27 protein-coding genes and 1 pseudogene are annotated in these 26523 nt (G+C 72.1%); 9 read left to right on the forward strand and 19 right to left on the reverse strand.

Annotation, left to right across the window (positions count from 1 at the left end; genetic code table 11):
- Positions 1–289: 289 nt before the first annotated feature.
- From ACFVU9_RS01355 to ACFVU9_RS01365, 3 genes are all read right to left on the reverse strand, one after another.
- Positions 290–1531: a glycosyltransferase gene (locus ACFVU9_RS01355; protein WP_387588789.1), complete on the reverse strand. Its 1242-nt coding sequence runs from the start codon at positions 1529–1531 to the stop codon at positions 290–292.
- Positions 1532–1778: 247 nt separating this feature from the next.
- Positions 1779–2225, reverse strand: coding sequence for a nitroreductase family deazaflavin-dependent oxidoreductase (locus ACFVU9_RS01360; RefSeq protein WP_380445039.1), 447 nt, complete (start codon positions 2223–2225; stop codon positions 1779–1781).
- A 213-nt stretch (positions 2226–2438) separates the two neighbouring features.
- Entirely contained in the window at positions 2439–2588 is a 150-nt protein-coding gene (locus ACFVU9_RS01365) for a hypothetical protein (protein ID WP_387588791.1), read from the reverse strand.
- Between ACFVU9_RS01365 and ACFVU9_RS01370 the strand changes: the two genes are divergently transcribed.
- The 3 genes from ACFVU9_RS01370 to ACFVU9_RS01380 all read left to right on the forward strand — a co-directional run bounded on the left by ACFVU9_RS01370 (position 2575) and on the right by ACFVU9_RS01380 (position 4431).
- Positions 2575–3027 carry a hypothetical protein gene (locus tag ACFVU9_RS01370; protein WP_387588793.1) on the forward strand — a complete coding sequence of 151 codons (453 nt, stop codon included), beginning with the start codon at positions 2575–2577 and terminating at the stop codon, positions 3025–3027. The two genes, ACFVU9_RS01365 and ACFVU9_RS01370, sit on opposite strands and share 14 nt — an antisense overlap.
- A 337-nt stretch (positions 3028–3364) precedes the next feature.
- Positions 3365–3934, forward strand: coding sequence for a GNAT family N-acetyltransferase (locus ACFVU9_RS01375; RefSeq protein WP_387588795.1), 570 nt, complete (start codon positions 3365–3367; stop codon positions 3932–3934).
- Between the two features lie 68 nt (positions 3935–4002).
- Positions 4003–4431 (forward strand): VOC family protein, encoded by a 429-nt coding sequence (locus tag ACFVU9_RS01380; protein ID WP_380445034.1) that lies wholly within the window; start codon positions 4003–4005, stop codon positions 4429–4431.
- A gap of 73 nt (positions 4432–4504) precedes the next feature.
- Here ACFVU9_RS01380 and ACFVU9_RS01385 read toward each other — a convergent pair whose 3' ends face one another.
- On the reverse strand, positions 4505–5401 hold the full coding sequence (locus ACFVU9_RS01385; protein ID WP_387588797.1) for an MBL fold metallo-hydrolase: 897 nt from the start codon (positions 5399–5401) through the stop codon (positions 4505–4507).
- Between the two features lie 108 nt (positions 5402–5509).
- On the opposite strand from ACFVU9_RS01385, the gene ACFVU9_RS01390 reads away from it, so the two are divergent.
- Positions 5510–5944 carry a MarR family winged helix-turn-helix transcriptional regulator gene (locus ACFVU9_RS01390; RefSeq protein ID WP_380445032.1) on the forward strand — a complete coding sequence of 145 codons (435 nt, stop codon included), beginning with the start codon at positions 5510–5512 and terminating at the stop codon, positions 5942–5944.
- 44 nt (positions 5945–5988) lie between these two features.
- Here the strand turns inward: ACFVU9_RS01390 and ACFVU9_RS01395 are convergent, their stop codons facing one another.
- From ACFVU9_RS01395 to ACFVU9_RS01405, 3 genes are all read right to left on the reverse strand, one after another.
- Positions 5989–6987, reverse strand: coding sequence for a hypothetical protein (locus tag ACFVU9_RS01395; protein ID WP_387588800.1), 999 nt, complete (start codon positions 6985–6987; stop codon positions 5989–5991).
- Positions 6988–7173: 186 nt separating this feature from the next.
- Entirely contained in the window at positions 7174–7599 is a 426-nt protein-coding gene (locus tag ACFVU9_RS01400; protein ID WP_387588802.1) for a hypothetical protein, read from the reverse strand.
- A gap of 58 nt (positions 7600–7657) precedes the next feature.
- The gene (locus ACFVU9_RS01405) at positions 7658–8731 is read right to left on the reverse strand and encodes a hypothetical protein (RefSeq protein ID WP_387588804.1); all 1074 of its coding nucleotides are present in this window, start codon (positions 8729–8731) and stop codon (positions 7658–7660) included.
- Positions 8732–8866: 135 nt separating this feature from the next.
- On the opposite strand from ACFVU9_RS01405, the gene ACFVU9_RS01410 reads away from it, so the two are divergent.
- Entirely contained in the window at positions 8867–9904 is a 1038-nt protein-coding gene (locus tag ACFVU9_RS01410; protein WP_387588806.1) for a hypothetical protein, read from the forward strand.
- 4 nt (positions 9905–9908) lie between these two features.
- Here ACFVU9_RS01410 and ACFVU9_RS01415 read toward each other — a convergent pair whose 3' ends face one another.
- Positions 9909–10754 carry a hypothetical protein gene (locus tag ACFVU9_RS01415; RefSeq protein ID WP_387588808.1) on the reverse strand — a complete coding sequence of 282 codons (846 nt, stop codon included), beginning with the start codon at positions 10752–10754 and terminating at the stop codon, positions 9909–9911.
- A gap of 165 nt (positions 10755–10919) precedes the next feature.
- Here ACFVU9_RS01415 and ACFVU9_RS01420 point away from each other — a divergent pair, with 165 nt between their 5' ends.
- Positions 10920–11915 carry a class I SAM-dependent methyltransferase gene (locus tag ACFVU9_RS01420; RefSeq protein WP_380445024.1) on the forward strand — a complete coding sequence of 332 codons (996 nt, stop codon included), beginning with the start codon at positions 10920–10922 and terminating at the stop codon, positions 11913–11915.
- 36 nt (positions 11916–11951) lie between these two features.
- Here ACFVU9_RS01420 and ACFVU9_RS01425 read toward each other — a convergent pair whose 3' ends face one another.
- Complete coding sequence (locus ACFVU9_RS01425; protein WP_380445023.1) at positions 11952–12500, reverse strand: hypothetical protein; 549 nt, start codon at positions 12498–12500, stop codon at positions 11952–11954.
- A gap of 244 nt (positions 12501–12744) precedes the next feature.
- Here ACFVU9_RS01425 and ACFVU9_RS01430 point away from each other — a divergent pair, with 244 nt between their 5' ends.
- Entirely contained in the window at positions 12745–13707 is a 963-nt protein-coding gene (locus ACFVU9_RS01430) for an AraC family transcriptional regulator (RefSeq protein WP_387588811.1), read from the forward strand.
- Positions 13679–14482 (forward strand): inositol monophosphatase family protein, encoded by an 804-nt coding sequence (locus ACFVU9_RS01435; protein ID WP_387588813.1) that lies wholly within the window; start codon positions 13679–13681, stop codon positions 14480–14482. Before ACFVU9_RS01430 ends, ACFVU9_RS01435 begins: the two co-directional genes overlap by 29 nt.
- 61 nt (positions 14483–14543) lie before the next feature.
- On the opposite strand, the gene ACFVU9_RS01440 is transcribed toward ACFVU9_RS01435, so the two are convergent.
- The 5 genes from ACFVU9_RS01440 to ACFVU9_RS01460 form a co-directional block, all read right to left on the reverse strand.
- The gene (locus tag ACFVU9_RS01440; RefSeq protein ID WP_387588814.1) at positions 14544–14948 is read right to left on the reverse strand and encodes a peptidase inhibitor family I36 protein; all 405 of its coding nucleotides are present in this window, start codon (positions 14946–14948) and stop codon (positions 14544–14546) included.
- Positions 14949–15104: 156 nt separating this feature from the next.
- Positions 15105–18731, reverse strand: a complete 3627-nt coding sequence (locus tag ACFVU9_RS01445; RefSeq protein WP_387588816.1) for a helix-turn-helix domain-containing protein — start codon at positions 18729–18731, stop codon at positions 15105–15107.
- Positions 18732–18844: 113 nt separating this feature from the next.
- Entirely contained in the window at positions 18845–19519 is a 675-nt protein-coding gene (locus ACFVU9_RS01450; RefSeq protein ID WP_387588817.1) for a hypothetical protein, read from the reverse strand.
- A gap of 324 nt (positions 19520–19843) precedes the next feature.
- The gene (locus ACFVU9_RS01455) at positions 19844–20380 is read right to left on the reverse strand and encodes a hypothetical protein (protein WP_387588819.1); all 537 of its coding nucleotides are present in this window, start codon (positions 20378–20380) and stop codon (positions 19844–19846) included.
- Positions 20381–20578: 198 nt separating this feature from the next.
- A complete protein-coding gene (locus tag ACFVU9_RS01460; RefSeq protein ID WP_387588821.1) occupies positions 20579–20989 on the reverse strand; it encodes a hypothetical protein in 411 nt (136 codons plus the stop codon).
- 141 nt (positions 20990–21130) lie between these two features.
- Here ACFVU9_RS01460 and ACFVU9_RS01465 point away from each other — a divergent pair.
- Positions 21131–21223: pseudogene (locus ACFVU9_RS01465) on the forward strand (IS5/IS1182 family transposase); the annotation flags it as partial.
- A 631-nt stretch (positions 21224–21854) separates the two neighbouring features.
- On the opposite strand, the gene ACFVU9_RS01470 reads toward ACFVU9_RS01465, so the two are convergent.
- From ACFVU9_RS01470 to ACFVU9_RS01490, 5 genes are all read right to left on the reverse strand, one after another.
- On the reverse strand, positions 21855–22757 hold the full coding sequence (locus tag ACFVU9_RS01470) for a hypothetical protein (protein WP_387588822.1): 903 nt from the start codon (positions 22755–22757) through the stop codon (positions 21855–21857).
- A 207-nt stretch (positions 22758–22964) separates the two neighbouring features.
- Complete coding sequence (locus ACFVU9_RS01475; RefSeq protein ID WP_387588824.1) at positions 22965–23429, reverse strand: hypothetical protein; 465 nt, start codon at positions 23427–23429, stop codon at positions 22965–22967.
- A 63-nt stretch (positions 23430–23492) separates the two neighbouring features.
- Entirely contained in the window at positions 23493–24044 is a 552-nt protein-coding gene (locus ACFVU9_RS01480) for an NIPSNAP family protein (RefSeq protein WP_387588826.1), read from the reverse strand.
- A gap of 58 nt (positions 24045–24102) precedes the next feature.
- Positions 24103–25194, reverse strand: a complete 1092-nt coding sequence (locus ACFVU9_RS01485; protein ID WP_387588828.1) for a hypothetical protein — start codon at positions 25192–25194, stop codon at positions 24103–24105.
- Positions 25195–25290: 96 nt separating this feature from the next.
- Positions 25291–26181 (reverse strand): DUF3626 domain-containing protein, encoded by an 891-nt coding sequence (locus tag ACFVU9_RS01490; RefSeq protein ID WP_387588830.1) that lies wholly within the window; start codon positions 26179–26181, stop codon positions 25291–25293.
- Between the last annotated feature and the right edge of the window lie 342 nt (positions 26182–26523).

Here is a 26523-nt window from a genome sequence, read left to right on the forward strand (position 1 = left end):
TCATGGCCATGAACCTAGGAACGGACCACGATCCACCGCGTCGGCCGGCGGATGTCACCTCTTCCCAGGCCGTCGGCCCGGGAGCGTATCCGGCGTACATCCCCGGGGCGACGCGCAGAGCCGACGCCACTGAATACGATCTCCGTATGGAACGGCTTCTCCAGCGTCTCGCGACATCGAGCCGACCGTGAGCACGCCGGTGGCACCGCCCGAGGGGTTGGAACTCCTCGGGCGGTGCCACCATTGCGCGAGCCGATCCGGCACCCACGACCTCGCAGGCGCCCGACAATCACCCGACAGCCGGGCCTTGTACGGGTTGACCGGCCGCCTCCAGCAGCAGCTTCGCCGCCACCGTCGCCCCGTCCGCCCGGATCGTGCCTGCCACGGCCTTCGCCCGCTCGGCGACCTCGGGCGTCAGCACCACCCCCAACGCCGCCGTCAGCGACTCGACCGTCGGCGCCGGCCCCTGGTGTGCCGCGCCGATCCCCAACTCGGCCACCCGCGCCGCCCAGTACGGCTGGTCCGCGATCAGCGGCACGATCACCTGCGGCGCTCCCGCCCGCGAGGCCGTCGTCGTCGTGCCCGCGCCGCCGTGGTGCACGACCGCAGCCACCCGCCGGAACAGCGCCTGCTGGTTGACCTCCCCGACCACGAAGCAGTCGTCGCCGTCGTCGACCGCCCCCAGCCCGGCCCACCCGCTCCCGACGACGACCCGACGCCCGTACCCGCGGCTCGCCTCGATGACCGCCCCCGCCACGTCCTTCGGCGCGTACGACGCCATGCTCCCGAAGCCCACGTACACCGGCGGCTCCCCCGCGGCCAGGAACGCCTCCAGCTCGTCCGGCAGCGGACGCTCGTCCCGCAGGATCCACGCTCCGGTCTGCAACAGCTCCAGGTCCGTCATCCCTTCCGACGGGCAGAGCACCGCGTCCGCCGCCAGCCAGGGCCGCTCCCCGAAGACGTGATCGCGGACGTTGTCCACCGGCGGCAGCCCGATCCCGGCCCGCCCACGGTTGAGCGCCTCGCCGTACAGGCCGTTCACCCGCTCGCCGTCCTCCCGCCACAGCACCCGGAGGTCCGTCTCCCCCTCCGACAGCGGCGGCCCCGGGCGCCGGCCCGGCCGGAAGTGCGGCGACGGGATCCCGGCGATGTGGAAGCACGCGAACACGTACGGCACGCCGAGCTTCTCCGCCACGTCCCGCGCGCCCGCCGGCATCAGCCCGGTCGCGAGGATCGCATCGCACCCGTCCTTCGCCGCCGCGGCGAGCGTCTCGAACCGCGCCTCCACCAGCGCCGGCGCCAGCCGGAAGGCGTCCTCGCCCGTCGGCGGCTTCGGGTTGGCGACGATCGACTTCACCGTCGGCCCGAGCGGCACGAGCGGCACGCCGACCCGCTCCAGCAGGGCGACGAAGTCGTCGTCCGCGGGCGCGCAGACCGCCGCCTCCGCCCCGAGCCGCTGCAATTCCAACGCCAGCGCCGCCAGCGGTTCGACGTCTCCGCGTGATCCCCAGCTCGTCAACAAAACGCGCATTTCCCGGCTCCCGTTTCCGCAGGTCATGGCCTTGAGACCGACGATTGTGCGGCACACCGGGGGCCTTGCGGCAAGCCCCCCGATGCGTTATATCTTGATAGTGGCGAGGAGAATATTTCTTCTCGCCTTTTCCGTGCCCACTGGACCTCCGGATAGGGTTTCCCGCAGGGGACGGACGCGAGGGGGCGCGGTGGAGCGACGGAAGCTGATCGGGATCGGTGCGGGGCTGTACGGCTAGCCTCCGGCCCTACCCGCGCCGGGGCTCCAGCACGAAGACGGGGATCACGCGGTCGGTCTTCTCCTGGTATTCGGCGTACGGCGGATACGCGGCGACCGCGCGCTCCCACCACTCGGCCTTCTCATCTCCGGTGATCTCACGGGCCGTCATGTCCCGGCGTTCGGGACCGTCCTGGAGCTCCACGTGCGGGTCGGACTTGACGTTGAAGTACCAGACCGGGTGACGCGGGAAGCCGCCCTTCGAGGCCACCGCCGCGTACCGCCCCTCGTGCTCGACGCGCATCAACGGGGTCTTGCGGATCTTGCCGCTCTTCGCGCCGCGCGTCGTGAGGATGACGACGGGCAGGCCCGTGTCCCAGAGCGTCGTTCCCTGCGTGCCGCCCGAACTCTCGTACAGCTCGACCTGCTCGCGCACCCACTGCGCCGGACTCGGCTCGTACTCGCCCTCAAGAGGCATCGCGTTCACCCCATCGTCACGTCATGAAGTGTGGTGTCCGACAGGCAATGCCCGCTCCGGCCGGAGGCACCCCCAGCTGAAGAAGCCTATCGGGTCCTACGCGCGTGTTCGCGTCACGGGCGGTGGCCGTTCGGTGGTGTCACAAGCACGTGGGCGCGGCCTCATGAAGGCCGCGCCACGTGGCCGTGCGCGCGCTCGACCTACTCCGGGTGGTCAGACCTTCCTGATGGTGTACGCGATGCCGCTGCCCACGCAGTTGCTGGCGCCCTGCGAGCTCGCCACGACCCACCCCGCCGGGACCGGCGAGAAGGAGCAGACGGTGGCGTAACGCAGGTTGGCGGTGTTCACGATGATGTACGCCACGCCGGTGCCGACGCAACCGGCGGTGCTGTACGAGCTCGCCACGACCCACCCCGCCGGGATGGGAGACATCGAACACGCGGTGACGTTGGTCCGGTTCGCGGTGTTCGCGATGGAGTACGCGACACCGGTACCGGCGCAACCGGCACTGCTGTACGAAAGCGTGATCACCCACCCCGCCGGAATCGGCGACATCGAACACGTAGTGGCGGCAGTCCGGTTCGCGGTGTTCGCGATGGAATACGCGACACCGGTACCGGCGCAACCGGCACTGCTGTACGAAAGCGTGATCACCCACCCCGCCGGGATGGGAGACATCGAACACACGGTGGCGCCGGCCTGCCCGGTCACGTCCACGATGGTGAACGCCACGCCGGTGCCGGGACAACCGGCGCTGCTGTACGAACTCGTGATCACCCACCCCGCCGGAACCGGTGAGTAGGAGCAGATGGTCCCGCCACCGGCGAGCCGCTGCGGGGCCGCCTGTGCTTGCGCGGTCGCGGCGGTCATCACGCCCAGGAGCATGAGGACGACCGTCACCAGATGGGGTATGCGGTTCCGTACGGACTTCAAGGCCGGCCTCGAATCTTCTCGACGCTCCACGACCACGCTGGTGTGGCCGAAATGAACGATTGGCACACGGTGCATTCACCGTAGCTGAGATAGTGTCAGAGTTGCTCCAGGGCCGCCACCGTGCAACGGATACCGGTGTTCCGAGGGCCCCGGCCCATGGGCAAAGCAGTTGCCGGAAGCCAGGTCGCCCTGCTCGAATCGCCGTCGTGAACGCCTACCTCCACACCGACCGCCTGACCCTCCGCCGCTTCACCCCCGCCGACCTGGACGACCTCGCCGCCCTGCACGGCCACCCCGACGTCATGCGCCACATCGACGACGGCCGGCCCGTGCCCCGGACCGCCGTCGAACGCGAACACCTCCCCGCCCTCCTCCGCGAGTACGTCGAACTCCCGGACGGCATGGGCTGCTTCGCCGCGGTCGGGACGTCGTCCAAGCGCTTCCTCGGCTGGGTCTCGCTCCGCCCCGCGAGCAGCGTCGGCCTGACCGGCGGCGACACCGAACTCGGCTACCGCATGCTGCCGTCCACCTGGGGCCGGGGCTACGCCACCGAGGGCGCGCGGGCCATCGTCCACCACGCCTTCACCGAGCTCGGCGTCGAGCGGATCGTGGCCACCACGATGACGGTGAACACGGCCTCCCGTCGCGTCATGGAGAAAACCGGGCTGACGCACGTCCGCACGTTCTTCGAGGAGTGGCCCGAGTACATCGAGGGCGCCGAACACGGCGACGTCGAGTACGCGATCACCCGCGGGGCGTGGGCCCGGGGCCGGTAGGACCACGGCACCAACGCACCTGCTCCGGCCGAGGAATGAGCAGCCGAGCCCCCTGTTAGGGTGCGCGCATGTCATCGATCAAGCAGTTCCAGGTCACCTTCGACTGCGCGGAACCCGAGCGCGTCGGCCGCTTCTGGTGCGAGGTGCTGGGGTACGCGGCAGCGAATCCTCCGAAGGAGTTCGCCACTTGGGACGACTACGAGAACTCCCGCTCCCCCGAGGAACGGGGTTCGTGGTTCGCCTGCACCGATCCGACCGGCGTGGGCCCGCGGCTGTACTTCCAGCGCGTTCCCGAGGGGAAGGTCGTCAAGAACCGGGTGCACCTCGACGTGCGCGTCGGCACCGGGCTCGTGGGCGAGGAGCGCCTCGCCGCGCTCGAAGCCGAGTGCGCACGGCTGCTCCCGCTGGGCGCGGTACGCGTGCAGTTGCTGTACGACGGTCACGACTCGTGCATCGCGATGCAGGACATCGAGGGCAACGAGTTCTGCATCGACTGAGCGTCCTGCCGGACCGCACACCCCGGAGATCCCCGAGCCCACCGCTCGGGGATCTCCTTCGTTTCGGGGCTGATCAGGCGTCGACGGGCTGCCAGGCCGGACCGTCCCCTCCCGCCTCGACGCGCCCGAACACGACGTCGGCGAAGTGCACGCCGAAGCCGATCGTGTCCGGCTCGGCCAGCTCGGCGACCAGGCGGCGGCGGTTCTCGGCGGTCCGGGCGAGGTCGTGGTCGAAGCCCGAGGACCACTCGGGGTGGTCGATCTGGATCGGCGAGTGCACGGCGTCGCCGAAGGCGATCAGGCGCCGGCCACCGCCGGTGATGACGTACTCGGCGTGCCCGACGGTGTGGCCCGGGGTGATCCGCACCTGCACGCCGGGGAAGACCTCCTCGCCGTCCGAGACCGTCCGGACGTGCGGGGCGAGGGCCGCGGCCTGCTCGGCCGTCAGATCCCCGCGCCCCTCCCACTCCGGCCCGGAGATCAGGTAGTCGGCGCGGGCGAACGCCGGCCGGTCGCCCTCGGGGGTGCAGGCCCAGCCGAGGTGGTCGACGTGGAGGTGGGTGAAGGCCACCGCCTCGATGTCCTCGGGGGCGCGGCCGAGCCGGGCCAGGTTGTCCAGGAGCGCGCCGCCCCGGATCGAGTGGAGCGGGCCCTCCGGGAGCTCCAGCGTCCTCGGGCCGACGCCCGTGTCGATCAGCAGCGCCCGGCCGCCGTGCTCCACGAGCAGCGCGCCGACGCTCCCGACGAGGTTGCCCGTGGGGTCCAGGTACTCGGGGTGCGCCGCCCACACGTCCTCCGTGGTGTCCGGCAGCATCGCGAGCGGCCGGAGCCGCACGTCGCCGTCCGGCACGTACGACACCTTGGTGTCGCCGAGCCGTATCGAGCGGATGTCCGACGGCCGGCTCAGCCGTGCGGTGCCCTGCTTCGTGCTCAAGTCCACTGTGAGTCCTCTCCCCTGATGGCCGTTCATCGGCCCGGCGCCACGCTCTCCGCGGCGACGGAGATCACCATAAGCATCAAGTTCGAATCATTCAAGCTCGAAATATTCTGGCTTGACGGACTTGCTAGGGTGGGGGGCATGACGACGTCCCGGGCCCAGGAACCGCAGGCCATCGCCGAACGACAGCTGTGCGGCATGGTCAACGGACTCGCCCAGCGGATCGGCGAGCACGTGCGCGAGCACGCCGCCGCCCTCGGCCTCACCGAGGCCCAGGCGACGGCGCTGCGCGAGATGACCGGGCCGATGACCATGCGCGAGCTCGCCGAGCGCATGAGCTGCGAGCCGTCCAACGCGACCTTCGTCGTCGACAAGCTCGAAAAGCAGGGCCTGATCGAGCGCCACCCCCACCCCACCGACCGCCGCGCCAAGCACCTGGTGCTCACGTCCGAGGGCACCGCGATGCGCGACCGCCTCCTCGAACTCCTCGCCGTCGGCTCCCCGCTGGCGGCCCTCGGCCCGGAGGAGCAACGCGTCCTCCACGGCCTGCTGAAACAGGCCATCACCCGGTCGTAACGCGCAGGAGGGGCGAGGGAAACGCCCCCGCCCCTCGCCGTGCACTACGGGCGCCGGTCGAAGCCGACCTTCCACTGGACGAGACCCTGATAGAAGGTCGCGATGAGGAAGACGCTCCGGGCGGTCGCGGTCAGCCATGGGTTGTTCCGCATGCCGGCGTACGTGTTCTCGTGCTGGAACCCGCTCCAGCTGCGCTCGGTCCACTGCCCCAGGTAGGCCTGGTGGTAGCCGTTGCCGGAGTTGCCCAGGACGGCGATGACGCCGTCGCCCGTCTCCGTGGTGAACGCGATGCTCGGGGTGCCGAAGATCTGCAGGTTGTCGTCGAGGCGCTGCGGCTGGCCCCAGACGTCGGAGCGGCGATCCCGCGTCATGACGTACGCGCGCCCGTCCAGCCCGCGGTGGACGAGGGCGAACTGGTCCCAGTAGCTGCTGTAGGCAATGGAGTTGGCCGTGTCGCTCAGGACGCCGGGGACCTGCCGGGGAGCGGCCCAGTTCGCTCCGTCGAAGGAGGCGGTGTACTGGTTGTTGTCGGTCGCGCTCCCCCACGACAGGAGCATCTCGCCGTTGCGGACCGGGGTGACGGACGGCGACAGGTTGGGCCTGGTCACCACGTTCCCTTCGGGCGACCACCAGTTGGCGGGCTGGCTCTGCGAGAGGATCCCGCTCTGGGTGAACCGCGGCTGCGTGTAGTAGATCCGCCCGTCGACCCCGGTGTGGAAGACGTAGAAGCCGTTGGCCGTCCACACCACGCGGGGCGCGGCCTGCGTCTGGGTGCCAGGGAAGACCACCGGGGCGCCGCCGTTCCGCGATATCCAGACGCGGTTGTTGTCGTTCCCGCGCCACACCTGGATGAGGGTGTCGGGGCTGCGGGCCTCGGAGATCGTGTCCCCGGACTGCAGGTTCACCTCGTTCTCCGTCTCCTGGTACCACTGGCTGCCCTCGCCGAGGGCGGCCGACGCGGGCGAGGCCAGTCCGACGAGCAGGGCGAGGACGGCGGTGAGGACGGTCATCACCAGACCGCCGCCTCGTTGGATCTTGGACACGGGTGTCTCCGTTCGGGAGGTCGGCCGGGAAGAGAGGCCTTCCCGCGAGGGTTCCGCCCGGGCCCGACGAGATCGCCGGAGCCCCGAACCGCTCACGGAAAGGCTGTCGGTGAGCGAAGGAGCAGGACATCAGTCATCTGACTGTCCGTTCGCCCACGCTCCCGCCCGGCCGACCGACCCGTTGTCCTAAGAATTGGCCGGCGGGTCCTCCAGGTCGCTGATGACGAGGGTGTCCAGCCGCACCGAGTACCAGACGTCCTGCGACGTGCCCCCGCCCCACTTCTCCGTCAACACGATCGTGGCGTGCCCGGCGCCGCTGCCCTCGTAGCGGGTGGACCAGTCGAGAGGCACGTTCTGGGCGCGGAACACCGGGTCGGCGTCGTTCGCCTGCGCCCACGCGTCGAGCCGCCTGTTCAGGTCCGCCGTCAGGTAGTGGGCACGGACCTCGGCGGGCGACTGGTCCTTCGTGTCGAGGACGGCCCGGCGGTACTCCCGGAAGAAGGTGTTCACCCGGGCCTCGGGCGTGGAGGCCGCCGCGTGGGCCGGAACGGCGGGCACCACGACGGCGGCCCCGAGCACGGCGGCGGCGAGGGCGGTACGCAACTTCGACATGATTCCTCCATCAGGACAGGAACGTCTTCACCGGAGGAACGACCGGGTAGGCCCCCTGCTACGACGCCCGGCCGCTCACGAACGCCGGGTACCCCGGCAGCGGCTCGTCGTCCCAGTCGCCCGCGATCTTCCGCAGCAGCAGCCCCGCCGTCTCCGCGAGGGCCGGGAAGTCCGTCAGTCCGCTCGCCATCTCCCAGCGGTGGCGCAGCACTTGCCGCACGGTCGGGGACGGTCGCCGAGGGTGGAGGGGCTTGTTCTCCGCCGTGCGCGGGACCAGCCAGACGGTGGTGTAGACCGTCCAGGCCGCGATGGCCTGCTGCATCCCGGCCTGCCACACGGCGTCCTCGGCGAGTGCGGGATAGGCCGCGACGATCTCGGTGCGGTAGGCCTCCTCGATCGCCTCCGTCTGGCCGGGCGGGAGCCGGAAGACGCACCAGCAGGTGGAGAACGGCATCCGGCAGTAGGCGGCCGTCAGGAAAACCGACTGGTAGCAGGCCGCCTCGAAGTCGATCAGCCGCAGGCCGTCCGGGGTGAGCAGATTGTTGTCGGGGCAGGTGTCGCCCGGGGTGAACGCGGGGTACTCCTCCCCGCCGGCCGTGCCGATCCGCGCCAGCTCCCCGGCGAGTTCGGAGGGCACGGCGATCCCGGTCTCCTCAAGCCGCAGCAGCAGCTTGGTGACGGACTGCCGGATCCACGGCTCCTCCGGCGCCACCGCCGTACTGGACTCCGCCACCAGTCGCTCGAACTCCGCCTGCCGGTGCACCGATGCAGCGCCCAGCCGCCCGAGCCCGCGCGCCCAGGCCAGCAGGCCCTCCTCGGCGGCCTTCGGATCGTCCCCGAGCAGCACGTCCGCCAGCGTCGGCGCCGTGCCGAGGTCCGCCATCACGAACAGCGGCACGATCGGGTCGACGGCGAGCAACTGCGGGCCGCCCAGCCCGAGCGAGAGCGCGGCGGCCTCGCGCGCGAAACAGCGCACCGCCCCGTCCCCGCCCTTGAACGCCTTCACGACGACGCTGCCGCCGACCGCCGTCCGGCACCGCAGCACGGCGCTGCGGCTGCTGCCGCCCAGGTCCACCGGGTCCGTCAGCCCGGTGCCCAACACGTCGCCCGCCCTGCGCAAGATCTGCTCCATCCGGCCATCCTGTCAGCGCACGCAACCGGAATACGGAGAGTGGCGGCTTAGTCGCCCCCTTGCGGGCGGGGACCGGCGCCGTCACCCTTTGGTCGAGCGACGGCCCGAACACCCTTCCCCCGAAAGGGCCCCAGCATGCCCCAGGACACCGCGTTCACCCTCCCCTTCCGGACCTTGACCAGTCCGGACGCCGACGCCGCCCGGCACCGCAGCCTCCTCTGGTGCCGGCGACAGGGGCTCATCGCGGAGCCGGTCGACGAAGTGCGCTTCCTGCGCTGGGACATCGCCGGGCTCATGGCCGCCTGGAACCCCCGGGCGAGCGGTGCGCAGCTGGACCTGACCGTCGACGCGGTCGTGGTGGCGACTTTCCTGGACGACCACGTCGACGGCCCGCTCGCCGACCAGCCGGACCAAGTGGCGGCTGTCTGCTCGGACTTCGCCACCGTCATCGCCACGGGAGGGCGGCCGCCGGCGGGCGCCGGGCCACTGATCCGGGCGTTCGGCGACGTGTGGCAGCGCCTCGCCGACGGCGCCTCGCCCGCCTGGCTAGAGCGCACCGGGCAGCACTGGCAGTGGTACCTCGGCGCCTACGCCCAGGAGGCGCACAACCGCGCCCGCCGCCGCGTCCCGACCCGCGCCGAGTACGCGGAACTGCGCCGCCGGTCGGGCTTCGTGTACGCGATGATCGACCTCAGCCAGAAGGCGTACGGGTTCGAACTCCCGCGCCGACTCTACGCCGACGCCGTGGTGCGCCGGATGCTCGACATCACGGCGGACGTCGTCGACACCCTCAACGACGTGCACTCCGTCGAGAAGGAGGAATCGCGCGGCGACCTCCACAACCTCGTGCTCGTCATCGAGAACGAGCTGGGCAGCGACCGCGCCGACAGCGTCCGCGAGATCCAGGGCATGATCAGCGCCTGGTGCGAGGAGTTCCTCGCCCTGGAGCAGCGCCTGTTGAGCACGGTCGGGCTGCGGGACACCGCCACCGCCCTCCGGATCGCCGACTGCATGCGCACGGCGATGAGCGGCTACCTGGAGTGGAGCCGGACGACCCGCCGCTACTCCCACCTGGTGCCGGCCGGGGAGCCCGCCCTCGTCACCGACCTCGTCACCTCGCCACGGTCCACGCACGGCCACCCACACCTGTGGTGGGGACACACGCCGTCCTGAACGATCAGCCCAGCAGGGCACGGACGGTGGGCTCGGCGAGGTCGACGAGGTCCAGGTCCACCGGTTGCTCCCACGCCCACCTCAGGAGGCCGAGCACCACCCTGTCGTCCAACGGCTGCGGTAGCGCAGTCGCACATCCCACCGGATCCAGGCCCTCCAGCAGGCGCAGCACCAGGACGCCCTCCCCGAACTCGGCCTCCATGGGATGCGGCAGGCTGCCCAGCCACGTCAGCAGCGCGGCTGCCCGGTCGGCGGGATCCGGGTAGTCGGCGGCCAACTGCTCGCGGAACGCGCCCACTTGGGCCTCCGGCAACTGCCCGGCGTCGCGCCCGGGCACCTTCGCCAGCGCCGGCCGCAGCGAGACCGGGGCCTGCCGACGCACCAACTCCCCGGAGCCGTACCGCCCGTGGCCGGCCTGCCGGGTCTGGTGCGCCCCCTCACGGAGCCCCATGGCGTACGACAGCCGCGGAACGAGGTTCAGGAGAAGCCCCGGCGCACCGCGCCCGGCGAGGAACAGCGTCAGGCCGACCGGGTCCGCGACCGTCAGGTTGTCCCGGAACCTGGCCCGCTCCCAGGCGACGTCCGTGCTGTGGATGGTGCCGGACCCCACCGGCTCGCCGTCGGCGTCGTGGAGGCTCAGCGTCAGGCTGCCCAGGCACCGGCAGATGTCCCCGGTGAAGCCGCCCTCCGTCGTGAGCGACCGAAGCTGCGCGAGCTCGTCGGGGTTCTCGACCCACCCCAGCACATCGCGCCCGGCGAGCGGCCCTTCCCCCTCCCCGCCCACGATCACCTGCACGAGCCGGGTCCGCGCCCACGCGTCGTCCAGCCATTCCCGCACCGGATGCCCCATGCCGGACTCTCCCCCGTTCACACCCACCGACGATCGTCGCCCAGGATCCCACGGCCCCGGGGGGCGCCGTGCGCCTGGTCAGCCGATTCGCACCCGTGGATCACGTGAATGACCGCCCCCACGATGGGCATTGATGGTGTGCCGAGCCTGCCAAAGGAGCCGCCCGTGTCCGCGCCGTCGTACCTGCCCGCGATGACCCTCGACCAGTACCTCGGGCACCTCTCCGCCCGGCACCCGCAGTGGCACCGGGCGCTCGATCCGGGGCGGCTCGGGTCCGCCACGGCCATGCGCCGGCTCTTCTCGCCGTCGGACGAGTTCAGCCCCGTCTGCGCCGACTCCCCGCGCGCCCCCGGGAACCCGCTCGTGCACTGGACCGGCGGCCGCCAACTGCTCCGCCTGGCCACCGGCGGCGCGAGCGACGCACTCGTCCTGGACGTGCTCGGCGGCGACGGTCCGCTCGCGCGCGCCGCCGCCGTCCGCCCCGGACAGGTGCCGGACGGGCTGGCCCTGCTGACCGGGGACCTCTCCGGCCCCATGGTGGCCGCCGCCCTCGCCCACGGCCTGCCCGCCGTCCGGCAGTCCGCCGACCGGCTGCTCCTCGCCGACGGCACGGTGGACGCGGTGCTGCTGGCCTACGGCACGCACCACGTCCCGTCCGACGACCGGCCCGCCGTGGTCGCCGAGGCCGTGCGGGTGCTGCGGCCGGGCGGCCGGGTCGTGCTGCACGACTTCGAGCCGCACAGCCCGACGGCCGCGTTCTTCCGGACCGTCGTCGACCCCCACGCCGCCGTCCGCCACGACCACCCGCACTTCACCCGCACCGAGCTGCTCGACCTGTTCGCGCCGCACCCCGTCGCCGTGCGCCTGCTCGACGTCTACGACCCGTTCACCGTCCGAGCGGCCTCCCCGGAGGACGCGAAGGCCGCCATGGTCGACCACCTCGCCGAGACCTACGCCCTGACGGACCACTTCGCCGCGCTCGGCCCCGAGCGGGCCTGGGAGCTCCTGGTCGCCGCCTTCGACCACACCGACCACCTCGCCGGCCTCTGCACGCCCCTCAACGCCCCCGCCCGCCCCCTGGTCGGCCCGGTGCTCGACGGCTACGTCGCCGAGGTCCCGAGGGTGGCGCTCGTCGCGGTGGCCGAGCGCCGCACGAGGTAGGCCCCGGAGGTGGGCCCTGCCCGTCGGGCGGGGCCCTCACGGGAAGATGTGGTACCACTGGGACCGCTCCGGCCCGCTGTTCTCGTGCGCCCAGAACCCTCCGCCCAGCGGCCCCGAGGCACCGGGAGGACCCGGTGTGACCCCGTTCACCACCTGCCCCCGGGACTCGAAGAACCGCCGGAACGCCCCGGCCGGGTCCGCGGCGACCGCCCGGCGCGCCGCGTCGTCGAGTTCGATCGTCACCTCGAAGAGTTCGGCGGTCCCCACCCGCACCCGCTCGGCGCCGGCGCTCACCGCGTCGCCGTCGGCCAGGGGAAAGACCGGGGACCACTTCGACTCGTCCCCTCCGCTGGTGATGTGGATGTACCCCGGGTGGTACGGCAGGCCGGGCTGCGGCTCCGGCGCCGTGATCGCGTTGACCTTGAACCCCTGCGACTCCAGGAACCGCCTGACGGTCCCTGCCGGGTCCTTCTCCAGCTCCCGCCGCACCGCGTCGTCCGCGACGTCGATCGTGACGCGCACGACCTCGAACTCGACGTCCTCCACCTTCCGCAACGTTCCGCGCAGTTCCACTCCGTCGGACATGACGTACCTCCAGGGCGCCTCGTCGACGTCCCCCATCCCCCAGTCTGCGCCGCCCCCCGGTGCCCGCAACGCGGGACGAAGGCACAGCCTCCGCCGCTCGATACGCACAGTCACCATCCGCCGGGCAGCACCCAACACCCGGCCCTGGAAGGGGCAATACCGCCGGGTTCGTGCGGCGGCCGCGCTCGCGCCCGAAGCCGCTGCTCGGACGGGCGCCTGGCGACTCGCCGCATACGCTCGGTCCGTGGACGTTCTCAGCGATGTGATCACGGTGGCGCGGACCGGGCGTCCCCGCTCGGCGTGGGTTCGATGGCATGCGCCGTGGGGGCAGCGGTTCGCGGCCGTGCCCGGGGCGGTGGCGTTCCAGGTGGTGCTGGAGGGGAGTTGCTGGTTCCTGGCGCCGGGCGCCGAGCCCGTCCGACTGGGCGCGGGCGACGTGCTGTTCCTGCCGCACGGCAGCGGGCACGCGCTGGCCGACGACCCGGCGACCCCGCTCACGGCCCCGGTCTGTGGGCCGGACGAGCCCGGCGATGCCTACGTCGCGGACACCGTCGACCGCCTCGGCCTGAGCGGCCCGGCCACCGTCGTCCTGTGCGGGGCGTACGAGCTCGACCCGACCCGCACGCACCCCCTGCTCCTGACCCTCCCGGACTTCCTGCACCTCCCGGCGGATCCGGACCGTCACCCCGAACTCCACGCCGCCGTCACGCTCCTGGCCGCCGAGGTGGCATCGCCGCGCCCGGGCACCGGCGCGATCATCCCGGCGCTCCTCGACACCCTGCTGATGTACGTGCTGCGCAGCCGGCTCGCCGAGCGCCCCGCCGACGGTCCGGCGGCCGGCTGGGCCGCCGCGCTCGCCGACCCCGCCGTTGCCGCCGCCCTCCACACCGTGCACAACGCCCCGGCCGAGCCCTGGACCGTCGGCAAACTCGCCGCCGAAGTCGGCCTCTCCCGGGCCGCGTTCGCCCGCCGCTTCGCCTCGACGGTCGGCCGGCCACCGCTCGGCTACCTGACCTGGTGGCGGATGACCACCGCCGCCCGCCACCTCCGGGCGACGGACGCGCCCCTGCGCGTCGTCGCCGCCCGGGTCGGGTACGGCTCCGAGTTCGCCTTCGCCGCCGCGTTCAAACGGGCCCACGGCATGGCTCCCGGCACGTACCGCTCGTATGCTGCTCACCGTGATCAACTCGCTGACGAACATGGATGATTCCGAGGTCGCCATCGCCGCCGCGCGCGCCGGTGCCGACGTGGTGCGCGCGATGTACGGGCAGGACCTCGCCCGCATCGACAAGGGCGCCGGGGACTTCGCCACCGCGGCCGACGTGGCGGCGGAGCAGGCGATCCTCGACGTCATCCGCGCGGCCCGGCCGGACGACGCGCTGCTCGGCGAGGAGGGCGGGCGGCAGGGGGCCGTCGGCGCCGGGCGCGAGTGGCTGGTGGATCCCCTGTGCGGGACGCTCAACTACGCCGCGGGAACCCTGGTGGTGGCCGTCAACGTCGCGCTCCGCGACGGCGCCGCGGCGGTGGCGGATCCGTTCGGCGGCGAGGTCTTCTTCACCGACGGCACGACCGCCCGGGTGCGCCGCGACGGCACCGACGCGACGCTGACGCCCACCGCCGCCACGCAGTTGGTGGACGTCAACCTCGACCCGCCGTTCCCGGGCGCCCCCGGGTTCCGGGCCGTGGAACTGCTCGCCGACGCGCGGTTCGTCGAACGCTTCCGGCCGCGGGTCGTGTCGACGTCCCTGGCGCTGGCCTGGGTGGCCGCCGGCAAGCGCGCCGCGTACGTCACCGACGGCGGCGACCTGTCCGGGAGCGTCCACTTCGCCGCGGGCATCGCGCTGTGCCGGGCCGCCGGCTGCGTGGTCACCGGCATCGACGGCACCCCGATCGGCACCGGGGCGGGCGGCCGCGGGCTGCTCGTGGCGGCGGACGCCGAGACGCACGGGCTGCTGATGTCGATGATCACCGGTCAGGACTGACGAGGCCGGCACCGCGCCGTCGCTCCCCTCGTGGCGGCGGCGCGGTGCTCGGGGAACGGTCTCAGCGGGAGGTTCGGCACCTGGTGAGGGAGCCCTCGGCGTTGATCGAGCGGATGTTCTTGTACCAGTCCGCCGACGTGTTGCCCCACGTGCCGGGCTGGAGCGTCACGGAGTACCCGCTGCAGTGCGGATCGGTCCAGACCGTCCAGGCGGAGTCGCTGTGGTTCCACCAGGACAGCGCGTTGTAGCCGACCTTGGTGTTCCTGAGGTCGTTGTCGTAGCTCGCCCGCTGGAGGAGCCCGCCCGTGCGGTTCTGCTCCGTGTAGAGGCAGAAGTTGCCCGCCGAGCAGCCGGACTCCGCCGACGCGGGGTGGGCGGTGGCGGTCACGGGCGGGGCGCCCAGCGCGGTGGTGAGGGTGAGGGCGGCCGTGGCCAGCGCCGTGGCCAGGGAACGGTGGTGCGTCATCGCTGTGGTCCTCTCGGTGTACGGCGGGCGCCGGGGCTCCGGCCGCTCCGCCGTCACCAGGAGTGTTCGGCCTCCTGGCCACCGGCTGAACGGGTTGTCCGTTGCCGGCGCCGCCAGGCACCTGGCAACACCCTCCGACCTGGGACGACGCCACCCTCAGTGACAGGCCGCCGGCACCGGCTCCTGCGGCACCAGCCGCTGCCAGCGAGCGGGGTCGGGCCTCGGGGCGAGCCCGCAGACACGGGCCAGGACGCGCCCGGGGTCGAGGTCCCACCGGCGCAGCGTGCCGTCCCGCGAGCCGGTGACGAGCGTGCGGGCGTCCGTGAACACGCCGTCCTGGACAGCCGCCGCGTGACCGCGCAGCTCCGCCTCCAGGGTTCCGCCCGGCACCCGCCACACCCGGGCGGTCCGGTCGCGGGAGCCGCTGACCAGCCGGGTGCCGTCGGGGCTGAACCGGACGTTGACGATCGGGCCGGTGTGTCCGGGCAGGACGGTGACGCGCTGCGGGTCCGCGACCGGCCGCAGGTGCACCTCGCCGTCGCGCCCGGCGGTGGCGAGGAGGGTGCCGTCCGGGCTGGCGGCGACGCCGAAGACGGTGTCGTGGTGGTCGTGCAGGACGGTCGCGCGGCCGGTGCGGGTGTCCCAGAGGCGCACGGTCTCGTCCTGTCCGGCGGAGGCGAGCAGCGTGCCGTCGCCGATGAACGCGAGGCCGAACACCTCGTCGTCGTGGCCGGTCAGCTCGCCCGCCGGCTCCCTGGTGGCGACGTCCCACAGCCGCACGACGCCGTCGTTCCCGGCGGAGGCGAGGCGGCTGCCGTCCACGCTGAAGGCGAGCGCCTTGACGGGCCCGGTGTGGCCGGTGAGCTCGCCGGCCGGGGAGAGGTCTGCGGTGTGCCAGAGGCGGACGACGTGGTCGGCCCCGGCGGTGGCGAGCAGGCTGCCGTCCGGGCTGTGGACGATGCCCCAGACGGCGCCGGTGTGGGCCTGACGGGAGGTGACCTCGGTGTGGCGGGCGACGTCCCACAGGTGGAGCGTCCCGTCGACGGCACCGGCGACGACCTGGGGACCGGTCGGTCCTGACACTCCGTCGAGAGAGAGCACCGCGGCGGCCGGGTGCGCGACGAATACCGGGTCGCCCAGGCGCCACAGGCGGTTCACGGCGTCGTCGCCGACCGTCAGCAGCAGGGTGTCCGACACGAACCGCACGGCGTTCACCGGTCCGCTGTGCCCGGACAGCGTCGCCACCGGCTGCCCGGTCGCGGTGTCCCACACGCGGACGGCGTTGTCGCGGCCCCCGGTGGCGAGGGTGCGGCCGTCCGGGGCGAAGGCGACGGCGAGCACCGCGTCCGTGTGACCGGTCAGGGGCGCGGCGGCGGGCGCCCGGGTGTCGGTGTGCCAGATCCGCACGCCGTCCGGCTGGGCGACCGCGAGCAGCGACGCATCCGGGCTGAAGGCGAGGGCGCGGAGGTCCGGGCCGAGCTGCCAGGGCTCACCCGCGGTGCCCTTGGCCACGTCCCACAGCAGCACCGCACTGTCCGCGCGGGCCACGGCGAGCGTGCGGCCGTCCGGGGAGAACGCGAGGTCGAGCACTCCGCCGTGCCCGGGTTCGCCGATCACGACGGGCGGCCTGGCGGGCGCCGCGTCGTCGTAGAGACGCACCGTCCCGTCGTCGCCGCCCTCGGCGAGGAGTCGGCCCACCGGAGCGTACGCGAGGGCGCGTACCGAGCCACCGTGCGCCGCGTATTGGCGTACCGCAGGGGCGGGCGTGCTCGTGTCGTACACCCGCGTGATCCCGTCCGCGCCGGCGGTCGCAACCAGCGCCGCGTCCTGGGACAGCGTGACGGCGCGCAGCGACGACGGGCCCACGGACAGCGCGAAGCGGGCGCGGGAGGCGGACCCGTCCGGCTGGAGGTCCCACAGCCGCAGGACGCCGTCGTTGCCCGAGGTCGCCGCCGTCCGGCCGTCCGCCGAGACGGCCGCGGCGTTCACGGCGCGTCCGCCCGCGTCGCCGAACTGTCCCACCAGCGACTGCCCCTGTGCGCTCAGCAGGGCACTGCGGCTGCGCGGGGTGTCCGCCGCCCGGAACGCCTCGGCGGCCAGCAGCATCGCGACGTCCGGCTCGGTCGCCGCCACCGCCTGCGCCTGCGCCGCGTACTCGTCCGAGCGCGCCAGCCGGGCCGCCGTCACCGCCCGGCCGCGCTGCCCCCACGCCACCGCCCCGGCGCTCAGCGCGAGCGCCAGGCACCCGGCGAGGGCCGCCGTCAGCCGGCGCAGGCGGCGCGCCCTCGCCAGCGCCGCCCGCTGCGCCGCCTCCTCGGCCTCCTGCGAGCGGGTGAGGAACGCGAGCTCCGGCGGGCTGAGCGCACCCGCGCCGTCGCCCCGGGCCCATTCCCGGGCCAGGGCGAGGCGGGTGCCCTGGTAGAGGGCGGACGGGTCGCGCCCGGCGTCCTGCCACGCCTCGCACGCCTGGCCGAGCTGCCGGTGCACCCGCAGGCCCTCGCGGTCGGCGTCCAGCCACTCGCGCAGGCGGGGCCAGGCGGTGAGCAGGGCCTCGTGGGTGATCTCAACGCCGTCGCCGGTGAGCGTCAGCATGCGGGCCCGGCCGAGCGCCTCGACGGCGGCGCGGGTGTGGTCGCGCCGCTCGGCGGGCTCGTGCCACAGCAGGCGTTCGAGCGGGACGCGACGGCGGGCCTGGCGAACGCCGTCGTCGGCGTGGACGAGTCGGATCATCATCCTGCGGACGGCGGCCCGGCCGTCCTGGGGCTGGCGGAGGTACACCGCCTCCGCCGTCGTGGCGAGCGCCTCACGGACGCCGCCGGTGCGGCGGTAACCGGCCACGGTGAGCACCCGGCCCTCGCGCTGCTGCCAGGTGGCGAGCAGCGCGTGGGCGAGGAGGGGGAGAGTGCCCGCCTCGACGGGATCCGCCCCGAGGTCGGAGAGCAGGAGGTCGACCAGGCCGACTTCCAGCTCCAGCCCCTCCGCCGCAGCCGGCCCCTCGACGGCCCGGACGAGCTCCGCCCGGTTCATCGGGCCGAGCGGCAGGTGCCCGTTCTCCAGCGCGGCGAGCAGCTCCGGATAGGCCAGGCACCGCCCGTACAGGTCCGCGCGCACGCCGATCACGACGGGCACGGTACGCGGCCCCGGCCCGGACCACGCACACAGCGCCGCGACGAACGCCCGCCGCTCGTTCTCGTCCTGACACTCCGTGAACAGTTCCTCGAACTGGTCGACGACGATCAGGGCCTGTCCGCCGTCGTCGGCAACGGCATCAAGCCTGGCCAGCACCTGTCTCGGCCGGGCCGTCGGCGTGCACACCTCGACCCGCCAGCCCGCCGACCCCGGCAGGCACCCGCGCGCCAACGCCGGGACCAGCCCGGCCCGCAGCAGCGAGGACTTGCCCGTCCCCGACGGGGCGACCACCGCCAACGGGCCGCCGCCGTCCATCCGTTCGCCGACGCAGGCGACCAGCCGGGCGCTCGCGCGCTCGCGGCCGAAGAACCACCGGGCCTGGCCGGCCTGGAACGCGGCGAGCCCGGGGTACGGGCAGGCGTCGGCTGCTCCTTCGGAGACCATCGCCGCCAGATCGCCGTCACCCTCGAGCGCGGCGTCGCAGGCACGGGCGACGTCCAGCGACATCGGGCGCTCGCCGGTCTCGATGCGGCTCAGGTAGCCCTTGCTGAAGTGCGCCTGCCTCGCGAGCGCCGACAGGCTCATCCCGCGCTCGCCCCGCATCCGGCGCAGCACCGCACCCGGCGCCTCGTCCCGGTCCTGCTCGTTCGACACGCGCGCTCCCTCGGCCGGCACCAGCACGTGCCCCGATTGTCGGCGGACGATCGACCCGTCCGGACGGCCTGCCGCCCGGCCTCATCCGAAAGTGCGAACGCCGGGCCGGGAGTTCACGAACGACCGGGCGGCCGTCTCGGCGCCTTGGCCGCCTGCAAGGCCGCCCGGGCACGCTCGGCACCCCGCGCATCGACGGCCGCGCCGGCTCTCCCCTCCCCCTCACAAGCCCGGCAACGCCCGGGCCGTGGCACAGGATCACGGCATTCCCAGCACTCCGCATACCGCTTCGGCGCCACCGTGTGAACCGGCGGCATCTTCCGCACCAGCCGATCGCGCAGCACCCCCACCGGCGAGTGCACGGGCGACGGCAACCCGGGCAGCAACGCCTGCGCCAGATCGGCCGGACCGCTCCCCCGCTCCAGCCACTCCTCGACGAGCGGCGCCAGCGCCGCCGCCTCCCGCTCCCCGAGCCGCAGCCGCGGCTCCGGGCGAACCACCTGGAGCAGCGTCCGCGCCGCCGCGCCCGGGCCCGAGTCCGAGTCGCCCGGGAGGGTGGGTTCTTGCTCACGTTCCTTTACTTCAGGAACGACACGGGGACCGCCCACCGGCCGACCGGCCGCCGGACCCTTGGCACCCGGCACCACCTGCGGCGTGTCGTAGACGTGCGCCTCACTGCGCAACGTCCCGTCCGGCAACCGGACCACCTCGACGCGGTAGAACCCGGCGTCCGTCAGCTCTTTGAGGGCCTTCTGCACGGCACAGCGCCCCTGCGGACTGGTGTCGGCCATGCGCCGCCCGTCCTCCCGCCACCCGTCGGGCCGGGAGAGGAGATCGGCGAGCAGACCGCGCGCAGTGTAGCTGAGCCGACGATTCTGCAGTGCGGCGTTGGGAAGTACGGTGAACGAGCGCGTGTGCGCGCTACGATGTACACGCATCGGAGGTCCTGCTCCTGTGCCAGACCCCGGGGTGTTGGTAGCACCGCCGGGGTCAACGTTTTTCTCTTGATGGCACGGAACGTAGCACACGCACGACCGAGAGTTGCAGCCGTTTAACTTTCTTTCCCGGAAGCCAAATTGACGATCAATATCGGCCCTCCGGTGTGCAATTTCGGATCAGCCGACTTCCAGTACGCCTTCGAGAACGAAGATGATTTCGGTGGCCTGGGCTCGCATGGAGCTCCTCGTGCCGCGCCCGGACTCGGACTCCGTCGCCGGATGGAACAGACCGCCCACCGACTCGCCCACGCCGACCTCCGTGACGTTGGTCCCGCCCACGATGGTGCGGGTCTCGTTGACCGTGGTGCTCTGACCGGTGTTCCAAGTGGTGATGTCCGTACTGGTGACGAGGGTCGCCCCGTTGAGGAGCGTGGTGGCGTGGCCGCTGATCGAGACGGTCGCGGAAGTGATGCCCGGATTGATCGGCGAGGCGCAGTTCGTCAGGGTGGCGCTGCCGTTCACGGTGCCGTCTTCGGCGATGTTCAGGGTGAGGTTCCCGCTCTTGCACGCCACGTCGGTGGTACTGGCCTGCGTCGCGTGAGCGGGAGCGGCACCCCCGAGGAAAACGACGCCGGTCGCAAGAGAGACAAGGGAGACAAGGGAAGCAAGGGTGGACGGGAACACCCGCCCCCGCGCGGTGCGGATCATGGACATGAAACAGCTCCTCCGAGCGCAGCACAAGGCGTCCAGGACCGTCCCGGACAGGATCCGTGCGCCCGCGGAACAGTTCCCGCACCACAGGGACATGACATGTCACCTTCGAGTGTTTCACCCGTTCGATCCGCAGCCCGCCGACGGCCAAGGCTGTGCCTTCCCACACCAGGGGTTCTCATGCTCATCGCCCCACTCTGATCAGCATCCACGCGATGACTGGGTTCGCCCGAACCGCCGCCACCACGAGCCGTCCCGCTCCAGCCCGTCCAGGACTTCCAACCGCCGCTCGATGTGCTCAATGAATTCGGCCGGCAGCCTCACGGCGTGGTCGACGACGTAGTGGCCGAGCCCCTCCGGCCAGAGGTAGACGCCGTCGGTGAGATCGCGCGAGCCATTGGCCCGCCCGCACAACCTACAGCGGGAAGTCCCCATCCACTCCCCGGCGACCTGGCCCCGGTCGAGATAGTCCGCGACCCACAGCCGCTCCGACTCGTCCCACCCGGCGTCTACGAAGTCACGGGGATCCGGCAGCGTCCCGTCTCCCCCGGGCATCGCCCAGAACCCGAGCAGCCTCACCCTGCCGCTCGGGTGTCCCCCCAATTCCGCCATGCACCCGAGGATTTCACGCCCTCACCCCCGCGTGGAAAGTCGGCCGGCCCGACTTCCTACGTCTCGGACCTATTGATCATTTCAGAATGAGATCGGAGTGTCGGCTGGCGTCTGACGCCGCGTCTGGGCAGGGTCTGGTGGGTGACTGATGATCTTGTTCCCGACGGCCTCTGGGAACGCATAGCCCCGCTGCTTCCGAAACGACCTCCTCGCCACCACCGCCATCCCGGACGTCTGGCTGCTCGAACTCGCCTGCAGCATCATCTGCTTGCGTCGACTCCGCAAAGGTTTCCTGAAGCGATCAGCCCGGCCGTATCGGACTCGCGAGGAGCCCCAGAACAGAGAACTCGGCGGTCAGGAACTCAGCCTCTGCGGGCGTGACCCGCAGGCCTGGGCCAAGTAGGTCACGCAGCATTCCGGCGGTCTCGGCAACCGTCCCACCGTAGGTCCGGCGGAGGATACGAAGGACATGGACCCGGGCGGGTCGCTCGGCGACAACCCTAACCACAGCACCTCCCGTGGCCTGCAGGACAGCATCCCGAAGCCATGTCGGCCCTATTCCCTCAGAGTCCTCGTCCGGGCACTCGGAGCAAGTCCGGCTGTCACTCCAGTAGAACCGCCCGTCCCGGACGACCTGCTCGGGCACGCTCGCGGAGGGGCGTCCGCAGTACCAGCAACAGCCTGGATCGACCCTACTCATGCCCCGTACCTCTGGGCGTGACGGCGTAAGGCCTTGAGAGAGTTCGGTCCAACGTCACGAGTATCGCGTTAAAACCCGGGTTTACGGTCACCACCACATTCTGACGAAGCAGCCTGGGCAGTCGCTACCCGTTTGCCGAGGCGGCCCCGACCAGCTCTGAAACGATCAGCCAAGCGTCGGGTAGACGTCCTGCCACCGGTAGCGCGGCACGCAGAAGTGCCAGTGGACAAAGCCGGTCACGAAACGGTCGATGTACGGATACTGCTCCGCACTGGCCAGGTCCCGCAGGCGCCGGTGGGTCGCCCTCGCCGCGACGAGGACGTCGCGGAACGCATCAAGATATGGGACGCCGCGCGTCATCGCGTGCCGGTAGATCCTGCTGGCCAGGAAGTCGTCCCCGTCGACCGCTTCCTTGTAGAAGGACAGCAGGTCGTTGAAGTCGTTGAGGAAGCCCACGGTCGGGCTCAGCGCCGCCGCCCAGAAGCGCCGGTCGGCGCCGATCTCCAGGGAGGGGGCGGCGAACTGGAGCGCGGCCGACCAGATCTCGCAGTACCCCGACCGAGCCCGGACGAACTCGGTGTCGATGCCATCCGACGCCTCCGCCGTGAACTCGCCCTCCATCAGGACGCCCGTCATGGCGTTGTAGAAGAAGGTCTTGTAGACGGCGAGGAACGTTGCGTCGCAGAAGCGGCCCAACTCGCCGAACATGTGCCGGACGTACCGTGCGTTGGACGACACCGACACCCGCTCCGGCAGCATCCCGGCCTGCAGAACGGCCTCGAACTCCGCACGGTCGCGCGCGCACACGTCGTCGACGTAGACGGCGAACACCCACACCCGGCTCACCGCCAGCGCGACCTCGTCATCGAGGTCCGGCAGCATCAGGGCGCGCATGAGGGTCACGTCACGGATCACCCCCGCCGGACAGGAGATGTCGAACGCGGCCAACTCCGCGGCCAGGGCCATGGCGATGGCCCGGGCCCCGGCACCATCGTAGGAATGCGTGACGGCACCGAACTCGGTACGAATCTCCTCGACGACCCCCGTGGTGATCACCTCGGCGGCCATGCCCCGGAGCCTCGGGTCCGCGATGGCATCGAGGCCGCGCCGGGGCGTGAACCGGAGCGAGTCGACGCCGGGCGGTGCTGGATTCCTGATCGTGCGACAGTTCGACGACGAGCCCATGCCTCTGCGCCTCCTCGGACCGGCCACGTGGCCTTCATCCACTTAACGGCTGCCCGAGGCGATCGGCACGACGGCTCTCGAAGGCTCCTCCTACTCCTTCACCGGGCCGTCGTCCTCCTCCTCGTCCCCGTAGGGCTCCTCGGGCGGCGGTGCCAGGACGAGCGGCCAGTCCTCTCCTGGTGAGGTGAAGACCGCCGTGCCTTCCCAGACCTGGCCGGCCATCGCCGGATCGACGGTCGTCTCGGCGTGCAGGACCAGGACGTAGTTCGCATCGAAGCTCGACCGGACCGGGAAGTCGGCCGGGTCGACTCCCAGCCGCTCCAGGCCGCCCGGGTGGAGCGCGATGTCGACCGCCAGCCGCTCCCCCGTGTACGAGTGCTCGGCCCAGCCGTCGGTCTGCAGCAGGTAGGACACCTGGTCGCCCTCGTGGCCGAACGCGCTGTAGCTGCTCAGCGCGCGCTCGCCGGGCGTGCCGTCGGAGTCGATGACCAGCACGGCGACCGGCACCTCCGGATCGCCGGGCCCCAGGCCGGAGCGGACGTTCAAACGAGCCATGGGCACCTCCGGGTCGCAACAGGGATCGGACAGGACACCACTACACCTGACCCCACTGACAATTCACCCCACGGGCTCCAGCCGCAGCCGCCGGACCGGCCAGGGCGCCGGTTCGGCCGGGCCGAACCAGAGCCGGACGTCGAGCCCGGTGCGGACGGGCAGGGCGGGGTAGTCGTTCTCGGCGTGCTCGGTGCGGTGCAGCGCGTGGTGCGGGCCCAGGTACCGGGCCGCGTACTCATCGAAGGCCGCCGCGTCCGACGGCTCGCAGACCGTCGCGGCCACCTCGCGGGTGCCCCGCTCCGGGGCGAAGCCCGGGCCGCGCAGCAGCAGGACGTCGTCGCTGTCGACCATGGTGGCGTTGGCCGCGTCGCGGTGCGCCCGCCAGACCGGGCCGGTGTAGAACGCCTCCAGCGCGCGCCGGCGGTGCGCCATGTCGGGGAACGCGCGTACCCAGACGAACCGGTCCGGGTCGTCGAGGTCGCGGAACCGGCCGCCGAGGGTGATGCCGACGGCCTCCTGCCCGGTCACGAACTCGCGCTCGAACAGCTCGATCAGCGTCTCGCGCGTGCCGGGGTGCAGGGTGTACTGGCGGAATTCGACGATGTTCAGGCTCATGCGCCGCAGGCTACGGCCGCTCCACTGACACCTCCTGTCAGCGAACCTCCCATGGCGTTCAGTCCGCCGAGCCGCTGCCGGCCGCCGCGGAGCGGCAGTCGTTGCGCGCGGCGGGCGACAGCTGCGGGCACAACCGGGCCTTGGCAGACTTGTCGTGGTAGTTGACGTTCCAGTAGCTCGTCATGCCGCTGACGCACAGCGGCCGCTGCCACGCCTCCGGGGCCGCCTCGCACTGGTCGCCGACCCACGCCGGGCGGTCGATGTTGTACTTCATCAGCCGGGAGCCGGTCCCCCGGGTGCAGGCCTGCCGGCCGTCCGACGTGGGTGCGGCGAGGCACCAGCGCAGGGCCTCGGCGAAGCTCTCGGGGTGGTCGGCGTAGTCGTGCTTCTGGAGGAAGTAGACCGGCGCGTAGAAATAGCAGGCCCCCTGGAAGACGTCCGGCTGCTCGGGGCAGGGGTACAGCGGGTCGGCGGCCAGCCTGTCCGCGGGGAGCTGGGCGGTGGCGGCCGGGTCGGTCTCGTCCGGCTCGAAGAGCTGCATGAACACGCCCTCCGAGCAGGCCACCACCTGGTACGTCTGCGAGAACTTGCGGCACAGCTGCTCGGCGTCGGGCAGCTTCAGCCGCGACACGAACATCGCGCCGTGCCCGATACCGTGGATGCACGAGGCCGACTCGTCGGGCGCGCAGAGCTTCGTGACGGCCGAGGCGGGGTCGGGGCTCTGGGAGAGCTTCTCCTCGACGATGCCGTGCAGGTAGCCCGAGCCGCAGACGTCGTTGCGGAAGGACGCGGCCTTGGCGAAGTCGTCGACGTACTTCTGCAGGGCCGCGTGCCCGAGGTCGTGGGCGACCGGGTGGCAGATCCGGCTGACGTACGGCTGGCTGTCGGTGATCCTGGCCAGGTCGGCGAGCGCCTGGGCGGGGTCGGAGGCGTTCAACTCCGCCACCAGGTGGTCGCGCAGCTTGCTCTGGGTCCACACGGCGGGCGTGGCGGAGGCCGCACTGGGCTGGGGAGAGCCTGAAGCGGCGACGGGAGTGGGACCCGTGACCGCCGCGACGGGCTGATCGGCGGCAGCAGCCGCAGGCGTCCACTGCGTGTGCAACACCGCCCACACGCCCATCGCGAACAGCAGCAGTGACGTGATCAGCATGAATCGCCGAGCCATCTTCCCCCCGTTCCCAAGCCGTCAATCCTGGGTGCGGCCAACGGTTCTGACCATGCGCTATCGGCCGCAGTCCCGTCTCCCCTACGGACAGCGAAACCTGGCCCGGCGGTTCCCCGCCTGCGACTCGACGCGGAGCGGCGGGCCGAAACGGGCAAGGCAGTGCCAGACCTTCTTGAGGTCCTGCGGGTCATGGCGCCCACTCCGGACGGCATCGCCGACGATCCTCGGATCGAGCCGGCCGTCGACCGCGATCTCGGCCCCCAGGTCGACGTACTCCTGCCCGCGGTAGCCCGGGTGTCGCCGCAACTCCCCGACGGAGAGCCGAAATCCGGGGTGCCACTCGACCCGGCACGGGAGCCTGCGCGCCGCGCGCTCCACCGGCGTGCCGCGATAGCTGGGATCGAGGACCAGCGCCTCGACGTCCCGGTCGAACCGGACCGGCCCGTGGATCTGCGCCTCGATGTGGCCGTCCACGGCATCGAGACCGTCCACCTCGGCCAGCTCGACGAGGGCGCAGCGCGAGGCGACGCCGAAGGCCGACGGGTCCGTGGAGCTGTCCGGATAGCAGAACGTGGCACGGGCGAGGGTGGCGGCGGAGAGCCTGAAGTACGAGGACCCGAACCGCGGCGCGCCGCCTGCCGGATCGCACCGGAAGTCCAGAGCGCCGTAGACGGGGCGCTCCTGCGGCGGCGCATCGTCGTAGGCCCCCGCGAAGATCCGGCTCTCCCAGTGCCACCGGTCCCCACCCGGCCGGGCCGTCAGGCCGCCGTTGCTGGTGCCCGTCACGAACTGCGAGTGGTAACGCCCGTCCGACGCCATCCTGACGAGGACCGGCTCGCCACCCGCGATCCGGTCCGGATGGAAGTTCATGGTCAGCCGCAGCCGCGGATCGAGCGGCCCGCCCCGAGCCAGCCCGGCCACATGCGCCAGCGCCCGCCGCCGCGGCGACCACACTGCATCGTCCACCCCCATGACGCGCAGTGTGGACGAACGCCGCCTCCCACCGCACCTCGATTTCGCCACGACCTGGTGCGCAGGAAGTCGACGTGGCCGACTTCCTGCGCACCGCACAAGTCGTGGCAGACCCGCATGCGATCGTCCACGGAAACGGACGCCCGCGCCCACCCGGGCAGAAGGAGGAGAGCTGGCGAAACCACTGCGGGATCCGCGCACGACTCGACGCTGGCACCGACCCGAACGTCTGGGGCGGCAGGCTCCCACTGCACCACGCAGCAGACTTCGGCTCTCCGAAGGTGGTGGCCGAACCGGCCGGCCGCCTCTCGGACGTGGACGCGTTTGAGGACCGGACGACGG

The sequence above is a fragment of the Kitasatospora sp. NPDC057936 genome (assembly GCF_042887525.1).
Taxonomy (GTDB): Bacteria; Actinomycetota; Actinomycetes; order Streptomycetales; family Streptomycetaceae; genus Kitasatospora.

Bases quoted from the DNA above. Each gene is read 5' to 3' on its own strand.
- ACFVU9_RS01355 (WP_387588789.1), bottom strand. From the start codon at position 1,531: ATGCGCGTTTTGTTGACGAGCTGGGGATCACGCGGAGACGTCGAACCG.
- ACFVU9_RS01360 (WP_380445039.1), bottom strand. From the start codon at position 2,225: ATGCCTCTTGAGGGCGAGTACGAGCCGAGTCCGGCGCAGTGGGTGCGC.
- ACFVU9_RS01370 (WP_387588793.1), top strand. From the start codon at position 2,575: ATGATGTACGCCACGCCGGTGCCGACGCAACCGGCGGTGCTGTACGAG.
- ACFVU9_RS01380 (WP_380445034.1), top strand. From the start codon at position 4,003: ATGTCATCGATCAAGCAGTTCCAGGTCACCTTCGACTGCGCGGAACCC.
- ACFVU9_RS01385 (WP_387588797.1), bottom strand. From the start codon at position 5,401: ATGAACGGCCATCAGGGGAGAGGACTCACAGTGGACTTGAGCACGAAG.
- ACFVU9_RS01390 (WP_380445032.1), top strand. From the start codon at position 5,510: ATGACGACGTCCCGGGCCCAGGAACCGCAGGCCATCGCCGAACGACAG.
- ACFVU9_RS01400 (WP_387588802.1), bottom strand. From the start codon at position 7,599: ATGTCGAAGTTGCGTACCGCCCTCGCCGCCGCCGTGCTCGGGGCCGCC.
- ACFVU9_RS01405 (WP_387588804.1), bottom strand. From the start codon at position 8,731: ATGGAGCAGATCTTGCGCAGGGCGGGCGACGTGTTGGGCACCGGGCTG.
- ACFVU9_RS01410 (WP_387588806.1), top strand. From the start codon at position 8,867: ATGCCCCAGGACACCGCGTTCACCCTCCCCTTCCGGACCTTGACCAGT.
- ACFVU9_RS01415 (WP_387588808.1), bottom strand. From the start codon at position 10,754: ATGGGGCATCCGGTGCGGGAATGGCTGGACGACGCGTGGGCGCGGACC.
- ACFVU9_RS01425 (WP_380445023.1), bottom strand. From the start codon at position 12,500: ATGTCCGACGGAGTGGAACTGCGCGGAACGTTGCGGAAGGTGGAGGAC.
- ACFVU9_RS01440 (WP_387588814.1), bottom strand. From the start codon at position 14,948: ATGACGCACCACCGTTCCCTGGCCACGGCGCTGGCCACGGCCGCCCTC.
- ACFVU9_RS01450 (WP_387588817.1), bottom strand. From the start codon at position 19,519: ATGGCCGACACCAGTCCGCAGGGGCGCTGTGCCGTGCAGAAGGCCCTC.
- ACFVU9_RS01455 (WP_387588819.1), bottom strand. From the start codon at position 20,380: ATGTCCATGATCCGCACCGCGCGGGGGCGGGTGTTCCCGTCCACCCTT.
- ACFVU9_RS01460 (WP_387588821.1), bottom strand. From the start codon at position 20,989: ATGGCGGAATTGGGGGGACACCCGAGCGGCAGGGTGAGGCTGCTCGGG.
- ACFVU9_RS01470 (WP_387588822.1), bottom strand. From the start codon at position 22,757: ATGGCCGCCGAGGTGATCACCACGGGGGTCGTCGAGGAGATTCGTACC.
- ACFVU9_RS01475 (WP_387588824.1), bottom strand. From the start codon at position 23,429: ATGGCTCGTTTGAACGTCCGCTCCGGCCTGGGGCCCGGCGATCCGGAG.
- ACFVU9_RS01480 (WP_387588826.1), bottom strand. From the start codon at position 24,044: ATGAGCCTGAACATCGTCGAATTCCGCCAGTACACCCTGCACCCCGGC.
- ACFVU9_RS01485 (WP_387588828.1), bottom strand. From the start codon at position 25,194: ATGCTGATCACGTCACTGCTGCTGTTCGCGATGGGCGTGTGGGCGGTG.
- ACFVU9_RS01490 (WP_387588830.1), bottom strand. From the start codon at position 26,181: ATGGGGGTGGACGATGCAGTGTGGTCGCCGCGGCGGCGGGCGCTGGCG.